Origin of the sequence: Mesorhizobium sp. M7A.F.Ca.CA.002.09.1.1 (assembly GCF_003998555.1) — a bacterium.
Lineage (GTDB): Bacteria > Pseudomonadota > Alphaproteobacteria > Rhizobiales > Rhizobiaceae > Mesorhizobium > Mesorhizobium ciceri.
This window is the reverse complement of record NZ_RZRR01000037.1, coordinates 1-14,511: the sequence shown is the minus strand read 5'-3', so window position 1 is coordinate 14,511 and position 14,511 is coordinate 1. Positions and strand designations below refer to the sequence as shown.

The 14,511-nt window shown below is 61.8% G+C and carries 11 protein-coding genes, 1 tRNA gene and 1 pseudogene; 2 read left to right on the top strand and 11 right to left on the bottom strand.

Translation table 11 applies throughout. The annotated features are described in order from the left end of the window. The first annotated feature begins 140 nt into the window (after positions 1 to 140). A complete protein-coding gene (locus EN994_RS03325) occupies positions 141 to 719 on the top strand; it encodes a DUF2975 domain-containing protein (RefSeq protein WP_063168071.1) in 579 nt (192 codons plus the stop codon). A gap of 13 nt (positions 720 to 732) precedes the next feature. Continuing rightward, entirely contained in the window at positions 733 to 945 is a 213-nt protein-coding gene (locus EN994_RS03320; RefSeq protein ID WP_013531416.1) for a helix-turn-helix transcriptional regulator, read from the top strand. A gap of 65 nt (positions 946 to 1,010) precedes the next feature. On the opposite strand, the gene rpoC is transcribed toward EN994_RS03320, so the two are convergent. The 11 genes and pseudogenes from rpoC to EN994_RS03265 all read right to left on the bottom strand — a co-directional run. Then, the gene (rpoC, locus tag EN994_RS03315) at positions 1,011 to 5,207 is read right to left on the bottom strand and encodes a DNA-directed RNA polymerase subunit beta' (RefSeq protein WP_127307397.1); all 4,197 of its coding nucleotides are present in this window, start codon (positions 5,205 to 5,207) and stop codon (positions 1,011 to 1,013) included. A gap of 186 nt (positions 5,208 to 5,393) precedes the next feature. Further along, positions 5,394 to 9,530, bottom strand: coding sequence for a DNA-directed RNA polymerase subunit beta (gene rpoB / locus EN994_RS03310; RefSeq protein WP_013531414.1), 4,137 nt, complete (start codon positions 9,528 to 9,530; stop codon positions 5,394 to 5,396). A 251-nt stretch (positions 9,531 to 9,781) separates the two neighbouring features. Continuing rightward, a complete protein-coding gene (rplL, locus tag EN994_RS03305) occupies positions 9,782 to 10,159 on the bottom strand; it encodes a 50S ribosomal protein L7/L12 (protein WP_013531413.1) in 378 nt (125 codons plus the stop codon). Between the two features lie 54 nt (positions 10,160 to 10,213). Continuing rightward, entirely contained in the window at positions 10,214 to 10,732 is a 519-nt protein-coding gene (rplJ, locus tag EN994_RS03300) for a 50S ribosomal protein L10 (protein ID WP_013531412.1), read from the bottom strand. Positions 10,733 to 11,125: 393 nt separating this feature from the next. Beyond that, on the bottom strand, positions 11,126 to 11,824 hold the full coding sequence (gene rplA / locus EN994_RS03295; protein WP_013531411.1) for a 50S ribosomal protein L1: 699 nt from the start codon (positions 11,822 to 11,824) through the stop codon (positions 11,126 to 11,128). Positions 11,825 to 11,828: 4 nt separating this feature from the next. After that, entirely contained in the window at positions 11,829 to 12,257 is a 429-nt protein-coding gene (rplK, locus tag EN994_RS03290; RefSeq protein WP_013531410.1) for a 50S ribosomal protein L11, read from the bottom strand. A 158-nt stretch (positions 12,258 to 12,415) separates the two neighbouring features. Further along, positions 12,416 to 12,943: a transcription termination/antitermination protein NusG gene (gene nusG, locus EN994_RS03285; protein WP_013531409.1), complete on the bottom strand. Its 528-nt coding sequence runs from the start codon at positions 12,941 to 12,943 to the stop codon at positions 12,416 to 12,418. A gap of 27 nt (positions 12,944 to 12,970) precedes the next feature. Beyond that, on the bottom strand, positions 12,971 to 13,174 hold the full coding sequence (gene secE, locus EN994_RS03280; protein WP_013531408.1) for a preprotein translocase subunit SecE: 204 nt from the start codon (positions 13,172 to 13,174) through the stop codon (positions 12,971 to 12,973). Between the two features lie 394 nt (positions 13,175 to 13,568). After that, positions 13,569 to 13,644: transfer RNA gene (locus EN994_RS03275), tRNA-Trp, on the bottom strand. Positions 13,645 to 13,724: 80 nt separating this feature from the next. Next, the gene (locus EN994_RS03270; RefSeq protein WP_063168072.1) at positions 13,725 to 14,276 is read right to left on the bottom strand and encodes a putative glycolipid-binding domain-containing protein; all 552 of its coding nucleotides are present in this window, start codon (positions 14,274 to 14,276) and stop codon (positions 13,725 to 13,727) included. Positions 14,277 to 14,305: 29 nt separating this feature from the next. Further along, positions 14,306 to 14,511 (bottom strand): annotated as a pseudogene (locus EN994_RS03265) (globin); the annotation flags it as partial.

Here is a 14,511-nt window from a genome sequence, read left to right as displayed (position 1 = left end):
ATCGCGATGGCTGCCACGGCAATCCGGCGTTTGAACGAAGGCATAGGTTTCTCCTGTGATGAGGAATTGACAAGAATCATCATTACGCATAAACAAATTATTGTAAAACGATAATTCATTACAATGGAGTGATAACGGCGATGATTGAACCTGTCATCACGGCTGTCCCTGCCGATCCTGCCCGCCAGCTTAGATTGAGACGCATCCGACTTTTCAGCCTAGTGCTGGCGAGGTGTTTTGTCGTCCTCGCCATATTGCTGACCATCGGTCTGCTGTTCTACTGGCTCAGCGTCTCCGCCAGTTCGATCGCGGCCGATGCGCAAATCCCACAGGAATGGCTGAGCGAGCTTGGCCTCGGTCGAAGACTGGTCGGGTTCGCGATCTCGTTCGTGCCGCTTGCCTGCCTCGTCTTCGCGCTCATGGCCGCAAGGCGCTGCTTCGGCGCTTTCGCGTCCGGCAACTTCTTCGGTCAGGGCGCCATCAGCAATTTGCGATACTTTGGCCTCGGCCTGCTGGCATCCGCCTTGCTGAAACCGGTTTCGGCGGCGGCATTGTCCGTTCTGCTCAGCTGGGACGCGCCTGCCGGCCAGCACCGGCTGACGCTCGGTCTCGACAGCGACACGATGCTGACCTTGCTGGCAGCTTGCATCGTCGCTGTCATCACCTGGGTCATGGCCGAGGCATCGGCACTCGCCGAAGAAAACGCGCAATTCATCTGATGAGGATCAGCTCATGCCCATAAGGGTCAGGCTCAATGTCGTCCTCGCCGAACGAAACGTGAAGTCAAAGGACCTGGCCGAATATGTCGGCATCACCGAGGCCAATCTTTCCCTTTTGAAGCAGGGAAAGGTCAAGGGTATCCGGTTCGACACGCTGGAGCGCATCTGCGACTATCTCGACTGTCAGCCGGGCGATCTGCTTCGCTTCGAGAGGGTGTCCGAATAGCACAAAGAAATAGGCCGCCGGGTTGCCCCGACGGCCTTATTGCCTGAGATCGTTGCCGTCCGCGCTTACTGCGCGGCGGTGGTCATGTCGGCCAGCATCGGCTCGGCGACTTCCGCACCCGAGGCCTTGCGGCGCTCGTCGATGATCAGTTCGTCGCGCGAGGTGGCGATGCGCCGGATCTGGCTCATCGTGCCGCCGGTACCGGCCGGGATCAACCGGCCGACGATGACGTTTTCCTTCAAGCCCTGCAGCATGTCGGTCTTGCCGGCAACGGCAGCTTCCGTCAGCACTCGCGTCGTCTCCTGGAAGGAGGCGGCCGAGATGAAGGACGGCGTCTGCAGCGATGCCTTGGTGATGCCGAGCAGCACCGGCAGGCCTTCGGCCGGCTTCTTGCCGTCCTCGACCAGACGCTCGTTGACCTCTTCCAGTTCGATCACGTCGACATGATCGCCCGGGATGTAGGTCGAATCGCCCTGCACCGTGATCTCGACCTTCTGCAGCATCTGGCGAACGATCACCTCGATGTGCTTGTCGTTGATCGACACGCCCTGCAGACGGTAGACTTCCTGGATCTCGTTGACGAGGTAGGAAGCAAGTGCCTCCACGCCCTTGATCGCCAGGATGTCGTGCGGCGCCGGGTTGCCGTCGAGGATGTAGTCGCCCTTCTCGATGACGTCGCCGTCCTGGAGATGGAACGGCTTGCCCTTCGGGATCAGGTATTCGACCGGCTCAAGCGTCGAGTCATGCGGCTCGATGATGATGCGACGCTTGTTCTTGTAGTCGCGGCCGAAGCGGATCGTGCCGTCGATCTCGGCGATGATGGCGTGATCCTTCGGACGACGTGCCTCGAACAGCTCGGCAACACGCGGCAGACCGCCGGTGATGTCCTTGGTCTTGGCGCTTTCCATCGGAATACGCGCCAAAACGTCGCCGGGGCGAACCTGCGAACCCGGCTCGACCGAAAGAATGGCCTCGACCGAGAGCAGGAAGCGGGCGTCGCCGCCCTTGGACAGCTTGCCGACCTTGCCCTTGGCGTCCTGGATCGCAATCGCCGGCTTCAGGTCGTTGCCACGTGGCGTCGAGCGCCAGTCGATGACCTCACGCTTGGTGATGCCGGTCGACTCGTCGGTCGTTTCCTGAACGGAAATGCCGTCGACCAGATCCTCGTACGACACCCTGCCCTCGATTTCGGTGAGGACCGGACGCGTGTAGGGATCCCACTCGGCGATACGCTGGCCGCGCTTCACCTTGTCACCATCGTCCACGAAGATGCGCGAACCATAGGTGAGACGGTGCGAGGCGCGCTCCTTGCCGGCTTCGTCGAGGATCAGCACCGCCATGTTGCGGCCCATGACCATCTGCTGGCCGTCGGAGTTGCGCACCACGTTGCGGTTGCGGATCTCGACCTTGCCCTCATACGAGGCTTCAAGGAACGAGCTGTCCACCACCTGCGCGGTACCGCCCATGTGGAAGGTACGCATGGTGAGCTGGGTGCCCGGCTCGCCGATCGACTGCGCCGCGATGACGCCGACGGCTTCGCCCTGGTTGACCGGGGTGCCGCGGGCCAGATCGCGACCGTAGCAGACCGCGCAGACGCCAACCCTGACTTCGCAAGTCAGTGCCGAGCGGATGCGGACCGACTGGACGCCGGCCTTTTCGATCTGTTCCACGTCACGCTCGTCCATCAGCGTTCCGGCCTTGACCAGGATCTCGCCCGACACCGGATGGGTGATGTCGTCGAGCGACGTACGGCCCAGCACGCGCTGGCCGACCGAAGCAACGACCTGACCGGCATCGACGATCGGCTGCATGGTGAGGCCCTTGTCGGTGCCGCAGTCGACGGAGTTGACGATGCAGTCCTGCGCCACGTCGACCAGACGACGGGTGAGGTAACCCGAGTTCGCCGTCTTCAAGGCGGTGTCGGCCAGACCCTTGCGGGCGCCGTGGGTCGAGTTGAAGTACTCGAGCACGGTCAGGCCTTCCTTGAAGTTCGAGATGATCGGCGTCTCGATGATTTCACCCGACGGCTTGGCCATAAGGCCGCGCATGCCGGCAAGCTGGCGCATCTGGGTGGGCGAGCCACGCGCACCGGAGTGCGACATCATGTAGATCGAGTTCATCGGCTTCTGACGGCCATTGTCCTCGAACTCGACCGCCTTGATGCGGGCCATCATCTCGTCGGCGACCTTTTCCGAGCACTTGGCCCAGGCGTCGACGACCTTGTTGTACTTCTCGCCCTGCGTGATCAGACCGTCATTGTACTGCTGCTCGTATTCCTTGGCCAAAGCCTCGGTGTCGGAGACCAGCTTGATCTTGGCATCCGGGATCAGCATGTCGTCCTTGCCGAACGAAATGCCGGCGCGGCAGGCATGGCTGAAGCCGAGCGCCATGATGCGATCGCAGAAAATGACCGTCTCCTTCTGACCGCAGTGGCGGTAGACGGTGTCGATCATCTTGGAGATGTTCTTCTTGGTCATCTCCTGGTTGGCGGTCTCGTAAGGCACGTTGACGTTCTTCGGCAGAAGCTCGCCGATGATCATGCGGCCAGGCGTGGTGTCATGGATCTTCGACACGACCTTGCCTTCGGCGTCGACCGTGCGGAAACGACCCTTGATCTTGGAGTGCAGCGTCACCGCCTTGGTCTCGAGCGCGTGCTGGAGTTCGCCCATGTCGGCAAACACCATGCCCTCGCCCGGCTCGTTCTGGTTGACGATCGAGAGATAGTAGAGACCCAGAACCATGTCCTGCGACGGCACAATGATCGGCGCGCCGGAAGCCGGGTGCAGGATGTTGTTGGTCGACATCATCAGCACGCGGGCTTCAAGCTGCGCTTCCAGCGACAACGGCACGTGAACGGCCATCTGGTCGCCGTCGAAGTCGGCGTTGAAGGCCGTGCAGACCAGCGGGTGCAGCTGGATCGCCTTGCCTTCGATCAGGATCGGCTCGAACGCCTGGATGCCGAGACGGTGCAGCGTCGGCGCACGGTTCAGCAGCACCGGATGCTCGCGGATGACCTCGTCGAGGATATCCCAGACTTCCGGACGCTCCTTTTCGACCAGCTTCTTCGCCTGCTTGACGGTCGAGGAGTAACCCTTGGCGTCGAGACGGGCGTAGATGAAGGGCTTGAACAGTTCGAGCGCCATCTTCTTGGGCAGGCCGCACTGGTGCAGCTTGAGCTCCGGACCGGTCACGATGACCGAGCGGCCGGAATAGTCGACGCGCTTGCCGAGCAGGTTCTGACGGAACCGGCCCTGCTTGCCCTTGAGCATGTCGGACAGCGACTTCAGCGGGCGCTTGTTGGCGCCGGTGATGACGCGGCCGCGGCGGCCGTTGTCGAACAGCGCATCGACGGCTTCCTGCAGCATGCGCTTTTCATTGCGCACGATGATGCCGGGGGCGCGCAGCTCGATCAGCCGCTTCAGGCGGTTGTTGCGGTTGATGACGCGGCGATAGAGATCGTTCAGATCCGACGTGGCGAAGCGGCCGCCGTCCAGCGGGACGAGCGGACGCAGGTCCGGCGGGATCACCGGAACCACCTTCATGATCATCCATTCCGGACGATTGCCGGATTCCATGAAGTTCTCGACGACCTTGAGCCGCTTCAGATACTTCTTCTGCTTCAGCTCGGAGGTGGTCGACGCCAGTTCCGAACGCAGGTCGCCGGCGATCTTCTCCAGGTCCATGCCGGCCAGGAGGTCATGAATGGCCTCGGCGCCGATCATGGCGGTGAACGAATCCTCGCCATACTCGTCGACGGCGATCATGTACTCTTCCTCGCTGAGCAGCTGGTGCTCCTTCAGCGCGGTGAGGCCAGGTTCGGTGACGATGTAGTTCTCGAAGTAGAGGACGCGCTCGATGTCCTTCAGGGTCATGTCGAGCAGCGTGCCGATGCGCGACGGCAGCGACTTCAGGAACCAGATATGGGCGACCGGTGCCGCCAGCTCGATATGGCCCATGCGCTCGCGGCGAACGCGCGACAGCGTGACTTCGACGCCGCACTTCTCGCAGATGACGCCCTTGTACTTCATGCGCTTGTACTTGCCGCACAGGCACTCATAGTCCTTGATCGGGCCAAAAATGCGCGCGCAGAACAGACCGTCACGCTCCGGCTTGAAGGTGCGGTAGTTGATGGTCTCCGGCTTCTTGATCTCGCCGAAAGACCAGGACAGAATCTTCTCAGGGCTGGCAAGCGATATCCGGATGGAATCGAACACCTGCGCAGGCGCCTGCGGATTGAAGAGATTCATGACCTCTTGGTTCATGCCGTTCTCCTTTTCGGGATCCTCGAAGATCCCTTGCATCTAGTCGCGAGCCAAACGCCCGCCGTCTTTGTCGGCCACTGGCCGTCGAATTCTTCCTGGTTGAGCATGATCCTGTCCGAAAACCGGTAGCCACTTTTCGGGATCATGCTCGAGGCGCGCCGCGGACAGCCGTGGCGCGCCATTGCCTTACTCGGCCGCGTCGGGCAGCCGGACAGGGTTGTCGTCGAGCTTGGTGTTCTCCAGCTCGACGTTGAGGCCGAGAGACCGCATTTCCTTGACGAGAACGTTGAAGCTCTCCGGGATGCCGGCCTCGAAGGTGTCGTCGCCACGCACGATCGCCTCGTAGACCTTGGTACGGCCGGCGACGTCGTCGGACTTCACCGTCAGCATTTCCTGCAGCGTGTAGGCGGCGCCGTACGCTTCCAGCGCCCAGACCTCCATCTCGCCGAAGCGCTGGCCACCGAACTGCGCCTTGCCGCCCAGCGGCTGCTGGGTGACGAGCGAGTACGGACCGATCGAACGCGCGTGGATCTTGTCGTCCACGAGATGGTGAAGCTTGAGCATGTAGATGTAGCCCATCGTCACCTTGCGATCGAACGGCTCGCCCGTGCGTCCGTCATAGAGCTGCGACTGACCGCTGCTGTGCAGGCCCGCCTGCTCCAGCATGATGTTGATGTCAGCCTCATGCGCGCCGTCGAACACCGGGGTCGCGATCGAGACGCCGCGGCGCATCTGCTCGCTGAGGCGAACGATGCTCTCGTCGTCATAGTCACGAACCGGCTCGTTGCGGTCGTTGGCCGGGATGAAGCTCTCGAGCGTCTTGCGCAGCGGCTTGATGTCGCCGGCTGCCTTGTACGTGTCGATCAGCTCGCCGATCTTCCTGCCCATGCCCGCACATGCCCAGCCCAGATGCGTTTCCAGGATCTGGCCGACATTCATGCGGCTCGGCACACCCAGCGGGTTGAGCACGATATCGGCATGCGTGCCGTCCTCGAGGAAAGGCATGTCCTCCACCGGAACGATCCGCGACACGACACCCTTGTTGCCGTGACGGCCGGCCATCTTGTCGCCGGGCTGCATCTTGCGCTTCACGGCCACGAAGACCTTGACCATCTTCATGACGCCCGGAGGCATTTCGTCGCCGCGCTGGACCTTCTCGACCTTGTCCATGAAACGCTGCTCGAGCGCCTTCTTGGAATCGTCGTACTGGCCACGCAGCGCTTCCAGCTCGCTCTGGAGCTTTTCGTTCTCCACGGCAAACTGCCACCACTGCGAACGCGGATACTCGTCGAGCGTATCCTTGGACAGCGTCGAGCCCTTCTTGAAGCCCTTCGGTCCAGCGATCGCTTCCTTGCCGACGAGCACGTCGGAAAGACGCGCGTAGACGTTACGGTCCAGAATGGCCTGCTCGTCGTCGCGGTCCTTGGCGAGGCGTTCGATCTCCTCGCGCTCGATCGCCATGGCGCGCTCGTCCTTCTCCACACCGTGGCGATTGAAGACGCGCACCTCGACGACGGTGCCGAATGTGCCCGGAGGCATGCGCATCGAGGTGTCGCGCACATCGGACGCCTTTTCGCCGAAGATGGCGCGCAGAAGCTTCTCTTCCGGCGTCATCGGGCTTTCGCCCTTCGGCGTGATCTTGCCGACCAGGATGTCGCCCGGCTGAACTTCCGCACCGATGTAGACGATGCCGGCTTCGTCGAGGTTCTTCAGCGCTTCTTCCGAGACGTTCGGGATATCGCGCGTGATTTCCTCCGGTCCAAGCTTGGTATCGCGCGCCATGACCTCGAACTCCTCGATGTGGATCGAGGTGAAGACGTCGTCGGCGACGATGCGTTCGGACAGGAGGATCGAGTCCTCGTAATTGTAGCCGTTCCACGGCATGAACGCGACCAGCACGTTGCGGCCGAGCGCCAGATCGCCGAGCTCGGTCGACGGACCGTCGGCGATGATGTCGCCCTTGTTGACCCGGTCGCCCATGCGAACCAGCGGACGCTGGTTGATGCAGGTGTTCTGGTTCGAACGTTGGAACTTCATCAACCGGTAGATATCGACGCCGGACTTGCCCGGATCGAGATCTTCGGTGGCGCGGATAACGATACGCGTCGCGTCCACCTGGTCGACGATGCCGCCGCGGCGGGCGCCGATGGCGGCGCCCGAGTCACGGGCGACGATCGGCTCCATGCCGGTGCCGACGAACGGCGCCTCGGCGCGCACCAGCGGCACGGCCTGACGCTGCATGTTCGAGCCCATCAGAGCCCGGTTGGCGTCGTCGTTTTCCAGGAACGGGATCAGGGCCGCGGCCACCGACACCATCTGCTTGGGCGACACGTCCATCAGATCGACGTTTTCGCGCGGCGCCATCATCACTTCGCCGGCACTGCGGCAAATGACGAATTCGTCGACGAAACCACCGTTCTTGTCGAGCTCGGCGTTGGCCTGCGCGACATGGTGCTTGGCCTCTTCCATCGCCGAGAGATAGACGACGTCATTGGTCAGCTTGCCGTCGACGATCTTGCGGTACGGGCTCTCGATGAAGCCGTACTTGTTGACGCGTGCGAAGGTGGCCAGCGAGTTGATCAGACCGATATTCGGGCCTTCCGGCGTCTCGATCGGGCAGATGCGGCCGTAATGCGTCGGGTGCACGTCGCGCACTTCGAAGCCGGCGCGCTCGCGGGTCAGACCGCCCGGTCCAAGCGCCGAGAGGCGGCGCTTGTGGGTGATCTCCGACAGCGGGTTGGTCTGGTCCATGAACTGCGACAGCTGCGAGGAACCGAAGAACTCGCGCACGGCGGCAGCCGCCGGCTTGGCGTTGATCAGATCCTGCGGCATGACCGTGTCGATCTCGATCGAGGACATACGCTCCTTGATCGCGCGCTCCATGCGCAGCAGGCCGACGCGGTACTGGTTTTCCATCAGCTCGCCGACCGAACGCACGCGGCGGTTGCCGAGATTGTCGATGTCGTCGATCTCGCCCTTGCCGTCGCGCAGTTCGACCAGCGTCCTGACCACGGCCAGGATGTCGTCCTTGCGCAGCACGCGCACGGTGTCCTCGGCCTTCAGCTCGAGGCGCATGTTCATCTTGACGCGGCCGACGGCCGACAGATCGTAGCGCTCGCTATCGAAGAACAGCGAGTTGAACATGGCTTCGGCGGTTTCAAGCGTCGGCGGCTCGCCGGGGCGCATGACACGATAGATGTCGAACAGCGCGTCCTGGCGGCTCTCGTTCTTGTCGACGTTGAGCGTGTTGCGGATATAGGCGCCGACATTGACGTGGTCGATGTCGAGAACCTTGATCTCCTCTTCGCCGGTGCCGAGCAGCACCTTCAGCGTCTTCTCGTCGATCTCGTCACCGGCCTCGAGGAAGATCTCGCCGGTGGCGTAGTTGACGATGTCCTCGGCCAGATAGTTGCCGAGCAGGTCCTCGTCGGTCGCCTTGATCGCCTTCAGACCCTTTTCGCCAAGCGCCCGTGCCTGGCGTGCGGTGATCTTCTTGCCGGCCTCGACGACGACTTCGCCGGTATCGGCATCGACCAGGTCGCCGACAGCCTTGAGGCCGCGGAAACGCTCGACGTTGAACGGAATGCGCCAATGGTCGCCGGCACGCTTGTAGGTGATCTTGTTGTAGAAGGTCGACAGGATCTCTTCGCCGTCCATGCCGAGCGCCATCAGCAGCGACGTCACCGGAATCTTGCGGCGGCGATCGATGCGGGCGTGCACGACGTCCTTGGAATCGAACTCGATGTCGAGCCACGAACCGCGATACGGGATGACGCGCGCGGCAAACAGAAGCTTGCCCGACGAGTGCGACTTGCCCTTGTCATGGTCGAAGAAGACGCCCGGCGAACGGTGCATCTGCGAAACGATGACGCGCTCGGTGCCGTTGACGATAAAGGTGCCGTTCAAGGTCATGAGCGGCATGTCGCCCATGTAGACGTCCTGCTCCTTGATGTCCTTGATGGACTTGGCGCCGGTGTCCTCGTCGATATCGAACACGATGAGGCGCAGCGTCACCTTGAGCGGCGCGGCATAGGTGAGGTCGCGCTGACGGCATTCGTCAACGTCGAATTTCGGTCCTTCGAACTCGTACTTCACGAACTCCAGCATGGAGGAGCCGGAAAAATCGGAGATCGGGAAGACCGACTTGAAAACGGCCTGCAGCCCCTCGTCCGGACGCCCACCCTTGGGCTCCGCCACCATCAGGAACTGGTCATAGGATGCCTTCTGAACCTCGATCAGGTTCGGCATCTCCGCAACTTCCGGAATCTTTCCGAAGAACTTGCGTACGCGTCTGCGGCCATTGAAAGTCTGGGTCTGGGCCATCGTCGCTCCTTAGCTCTAAACTCGGGACGAGCCTCGCCGCGGCTCGCCTTGCATACTGGGCCACCTTGGCGGCAACCCTCTGTCTGTTTTCCCGGCGCCTGTCGGCGGCCGGCTAGAACGGGAGAAAACCCGTTTCCTGAAGGCCGGTTTTCGGCCCTCAGGAAAGAGGTTCTCGCAGATCTCGCGTTACGCGCTCTCCCTTCGGGCGAAGGGAGTGGCGGACGGCGCGAGGCCGCCCGCCGCTTTTACGCTTACTTCAGTTCGACCTTGGCGCCGGCTGCTTCCAGCTGGGCCTTGAACTTGTCAGCGTCGGCCTTGGAAACGGCTTCCTTGACCGGCTTCGGAGCCGCTTCAACCAGATCCTTGGCTTCCTTGAGGCCAAGACCGGTGATGGCGCGGACTTCCTTGATGACGTTGATCTTCTGAGCGCCTGCGTCGGTGAGGACGACGTCAAATTCCGTCTTTTCCTCGGCCGGAGCAGCAGCGGCCGCAGCGCCGCCAGCAGCGGCAACCGCCACCGGAGCAGCAGCCGAAACGCCCCACTTTTCTTCCAGAAGCTTCGACAGCTCGGCCGCCTCGAGGACGGTCAGCTTCGAAAGGTCGTCTACGATCTTTGCGAGATCAGCCATTGTTGTGTTCCTTCATAAGGTTCGAACGTGTGTTTGTGATAGCGAGGAACGGCCTCATGCCGCCTCGTCCTTCCGGGCGTAAGCGCCGATGACGCGCGCGACCGAGGCCGCTGGCGCATTGACGATCTGGGCGATCCGGGTTGCCGGCGTGGCGATCATGCCAACCAGCCTGGCGCGCAGCTCATCGAGCGACGGAAGTGTGGCGAGTGCCTTCACACCGTCGGCATTGAGCGAGGTGGTGCCCATTGCGCCGCCGAGAATGACGAGCTTGTCATTTCCCTTGGCGAAATCGGACGCGACCTTCGGCGCCGCAATCGGATCCTCCGAATAAGCAATCAGCGTCTGTCCCTTGAACAGCTCGATGATCGATGCGGAGTCCGTGCCCTGAAGAGCGATTTTGGCGAGACGGTTCTTCGCGACTTTGACGGTGCCACCGGCAGCGCGCATTTTCGACCGAAGGTCGTTCATTTGCGCGACGGTGATACCGGCGTAGTGGGCCACGACCACTGAACCTGCGTTCGAGAACGCACCGTTCAGGCCCGTGACGAGTTCGCGTTTTTCCGCTCTGTCCACTGCCTATCTCCAGTTGACCCCAATCCTGTTAACGGGAACATCCCATTGACGAGGACAGGCGTCGGGTTGCCTTTTGTCGGCCGGGCCATCCAGTAACGGATCTCCCGAACGACGCTCGAGGATCCTGCCCCCTTTCGCCACATCGACAGTCAAGCCGGCGATGCGCAGACAAAAGGCAAACACGGTTCGAACCTTTCATTGGAGCAATCGCTCCGTTGTCCGGTCTTCACCCGTCTCATGCAGGCCCAAATCGAATTAAGGCTTCTGGGCCGCCTGCAATCTCGGACAGGATGTCCGGAAACCTTTCGGCTTCCGGTACCGGGCCGCCGACAAGTCGGAAGTCCGGAATTCACTTGCGGATCAGCCGCTTGGCGGCCGATCCAAATGTTCGTATCAGGACGCGTTGAGCGTCGCGACGTCGAGCTTGAGGCCCGGGCCCATCGTCGAGGTGACCGACACCTTCTTGACGTAGTTGCCCTTGGCGCCAGTCGGCTTTGCCTTGGTCACCGCATCGGCGAAGGCGCGGATGTTCTCTTCCAGGGCCTTGACGTCGAACGAGACCTTGCCGACGCCGGCATGGACGATGCCAGCCTTCTCGACACGGAACTCGACGGCGCCGCCCTTGGACGCCTTGACGGCGGCGGCAACGTCGGTGGTGACGGTTCCGACCTTCGGGTTCGGCATCATGCCGCGCGGGCCGAGCACCTTGCCCAGACGGCCGACCAGCGGCATCATGTCCGGCGTGGCGATGCAGCGATCGAAATCGATCGTGCCCTTCTGGACGATGTCGACCAGATCCTCGGCACCAACGATGTCGGCGCCGGCGGCGCGCGCTTCGTCGGCCTTGTCGCCACGGGCGAACACGGCGACACGTACCGAGCGGCCGGTGCCGTTCGGCAGGTTGACCACGCCGCGGACCATCTGGTCGGCATGGCGCGGGTCGACGCCGAGGTTCATGGCGACTTCGATGGTCTCATCGAACTTCACCGAGGAACGGTCCTTGAGCAGCTTCAGCGCATCACCCAGGGCATAAGCCTTGTTGGGATCGATGCCTTCGCGGGTCTTCGATACACGCTTTGCAATCTTTGCCATGATCTTAGCCCACCACTTCCAGACCCATCGAGCGGGCGGAGCCCTCGACCATGCGCATGGCCGCTTCGACGTCGTTTGCGTTCAGGTCTTTCATCTTCGCGGTGGCAATCTCGCGGACCTTGTCACGCGAAACCGTACCGGCCTTGACCTTGCCCGGCTCCTTGGAACCAGAGGTCAGGTTCGCCGCCTTCTTCAGGAAGTAGCTCACCGGCGCCGTCTTCATGACGAAGGTGAAGGACTTGTCCTGATAGTAGGTGATGACAACCGGAACCGGCGATCCCTTTTCCATTTCCTGGGTCTGCGCGTTGAACGCCTTGCAGAACTCCATGATGTTGATGCCACGCTGACCAAGCGCCGGGCCGATCGGGGGAGACGGCGTAGCCGATCCCGCTTTCACCTGGAGCTTGAGCTGGCCTGCAATTTTCTTAGCCATCTCTTTTCCTGCCTTTGTCTATGCCGGTCATGCCGGCGGTTGCAGTCTGGTGGTGCGATCCATGCGGCCGGCTAAAGCCGCATTCGTCTCCCACCGTTCTCAGGCCGCGCTTCCGCGCCGCCTCCCCTGACCGCCAAACCGGCTTCAGGGATTTCGGATCAGCCCTTTTCGACCTGCCCGAATTCCAGATCGACAGGCACGGCGCGCCCGAAGATCGAAACTTCCACCTTGAGCCGCGCCCGCTCCTCGTCCACTTCCTGGACGAAACCGTTGAACGACGCGAAGGGACCATCCGAAACGCGGATCGCTTCGCCGATCTCGAACGTGACCGAGGGCTTGGGCCGCTCGACGCCTTCCTGCACCTGGTTCAGGATGCGCTGCGCTTCCGCCTCGGTGATCGGCACCGGCTTGGAGTCACCCAGGAAGCCGGTGACCTTCGGCGTGTTCTTGACCAGCGAGAACACGGCGTCGGTCAGATTGGCCTTCAGCAGCACATAGCCCGGGAAGAACTTGCGCTCGGCATCGACCTTGCGGCCGCGGCGAACTTCGACGACCTTCTCGGTCGGAACCACGATCTGGTGGATGTCGGCAGACAGGCCCTTCTGCTTGGCCTTGTTCTCGATATCCTCGGCGACCTTCTTTTCAAAGTTCGAATAGGCGTGGACGATGTACCAGCGCGCGGTCATTTCAAGACTTCTCCGTAATCGCCGGACTTAGCGTCCGATGCCCAGAATCTGTTCGACCGCGAGGCCCATGAGCTGATCAGCGGTGAAGAAAAAGATCATCGCGATCACTGCGAAGGCCAGAACCATCACCGTCGAGATCATCGTTTCGCGCCGCGACGGCCAAGTCACCTTGGCGGTCTCCGCGCGAACCTGCTGGAGAAAGACGAAAGGATTTGTGGTTTTCGAAGCCATATGCCGCTCTGTCTTCAAGACCCGTTGGCCGGGTCTCCTGGATGATCCCGCTGGCCGGGACGTGCCGCCTGAGCGAATTTCGCGCCGAATCAGCGCAATCATTTCGCCCATGCAAATCAGACGCGTAAAGCCGGTTTCCCAGCTCCACGCGTCGCGTGTCTGTTTCGTCTACATAAAACCGATTCTTGATCCACGCAAGTGGCAAGTCTCCGCTTTATGACCAAACACCGCCTCGGAACCATCCAGTCGTTCCGTCCCGGCTATGGCGCTCTTATGCCCCAATCGACCCTATATGGCAAGCGGGTCGCCGATTTTCAAAGGCCGGACCATGGAAATATCGTTTTGAACGCCATTCCGAAACGGCGAGACATTGGGTTGAATGCCATTCAGGGAATGGCACGGGCAGCAGGGCTCGAACCTACGACCTGCGGTTTTGGAGACCGCCGCTCTACCAACTGAGCTATGCCCGTACGTGCGCATGTCGGCGCAGCAGGCGCTTCCTAAAAGCTTCCGCACGCTCTGTAAAGAGCGGTTTGCATGCAAACACGCCTTAACCTCTGCGCCAGAAATCGGGATAGTCGACAACCAGCCCGTTGCGGTCGATTTCAAGTTCCCGCCTGAAGTCGCTGGCGCGCGATTCATAGAGATATCGCCTGCCCTCTTCGAGGCATGTGTAGCGCTGCGGGTTGGCGACGACCGTGAGGGCGGGGAAGTCGATGAAGGCAGTGGTTATCTCGGCACTCTGCCCGGCGGAAAGCTGCAATCGCCGGATCGGCAGCGTGTTGGTGAACGGCGTGATGGTCAGGTCGGGATCGAAAATGCCATCGAGCTCCGGCATCGGCAGGCCGTCCCTGGTCCAGCGACCATCGCCATCGGCGGCAAGAACAAGCGTGCGGCCGCTACCGATCATATCGACAACGACACGCCTGGCGTGCCAGCCGACATCGCAAACGATGCGGTAACGGACGGCAAAAGGCGTTTGCCCGGAGCAGACTGCGACAGAGTCGGCCGAGACCTCCCCTGCCCGCTCCTGCAGCACCAAATGTTCGAGACCCGGTCCGTCCCACTCGCGCCAACGTATGATCTTCACATCTTCCGGCATCAGCCCAACACCTCCATGGCGACTGGACGCTAGTTTGTACCCGGTGGCTGATAGGGGCCGCCCGGCACACCCCAGCCCCAGGCCGGCATCGGTTCCGTCTGCGGATCGCAGGTTTCGCCGAGATTGGAGTTCATCTTGGCCAGGCGCGATCCCCATTCGACATAGCCCATGAAGGCCGAACGGAATTCCGGATCGTCAGGCAGGCCGACCGCGTCGGCGGCATCGGCCAGGAGGC

Bases quoted from the DNA above. Each gene is read 5' to 3' on its own strand.
- EN994_RS03325 (WP_063168071.1), top strand. From the start codon at position 141: ATGATTGAACCTGTCATCACGGCTGTCCCTGCCGATCCTGCCCGCCAG.
- EN994_RS03320 (WP_013531416.1), top strand. From the start codon at position 733: ATGCCCATAAGGGTCAGGCTCAATGTCGTCCTCGCCGAACGAAACGTG.
- rpoC (WP_127307397.1), bottom strand. From the start codon at position 5,207: ATGAACCAAGAGGTCATGAATCTCTTCAATCCGCAGGCGCCTGCGCAG.
- rpoB (WP_013531414.1), bottom strand. From the start codon at position 9,530: ATGGCCCAGACCCAGACTTTCAATGGCCGCAGACGCGTACGCAAGTTC.
- rplL (WP_013531413.1), bottom strand. From the start codon at position 10,159: ATGGCTGATCTCGCAAAGATCGTAGACGACCTTTCGAAGCTGACCGTC.
- rplA (WP_013531411.1), bottom strand. From the start codon at position 11,824: ATGGCAAAGATTGCAAAGCGTGTATCGAAGACCCGCGAAGGCATCGAT.
- rplK (WP_013531410.1), bottom strand. From the start codon at position 12,257: ATGGCTAAGAAAATTGCAGGCCAGCTCAAGCTCCAGGTGAAAGCGGGA.
- nusG (WP_013531409.1), bottom strand. From the start codon at position 12,943: ATGACCGCGCGCTGGTACATCGTCCACGCCTATTCGAACTTTGAAAAG.
- secE (WP_013531408.1), bottom strand. From the start codon at position 13,174: ATGGCTTCGAAAACCACAAATCCTTTCGTCTTTCTCCAGCAGGTTCGC.
- EN994_RS03270 (WP_063168072.1), bottom strand. From the start codon at position 14,276: ATGCCGGAAGATGTGAAGATCATACGTTGGCGCGAGTGGGACGGACCG.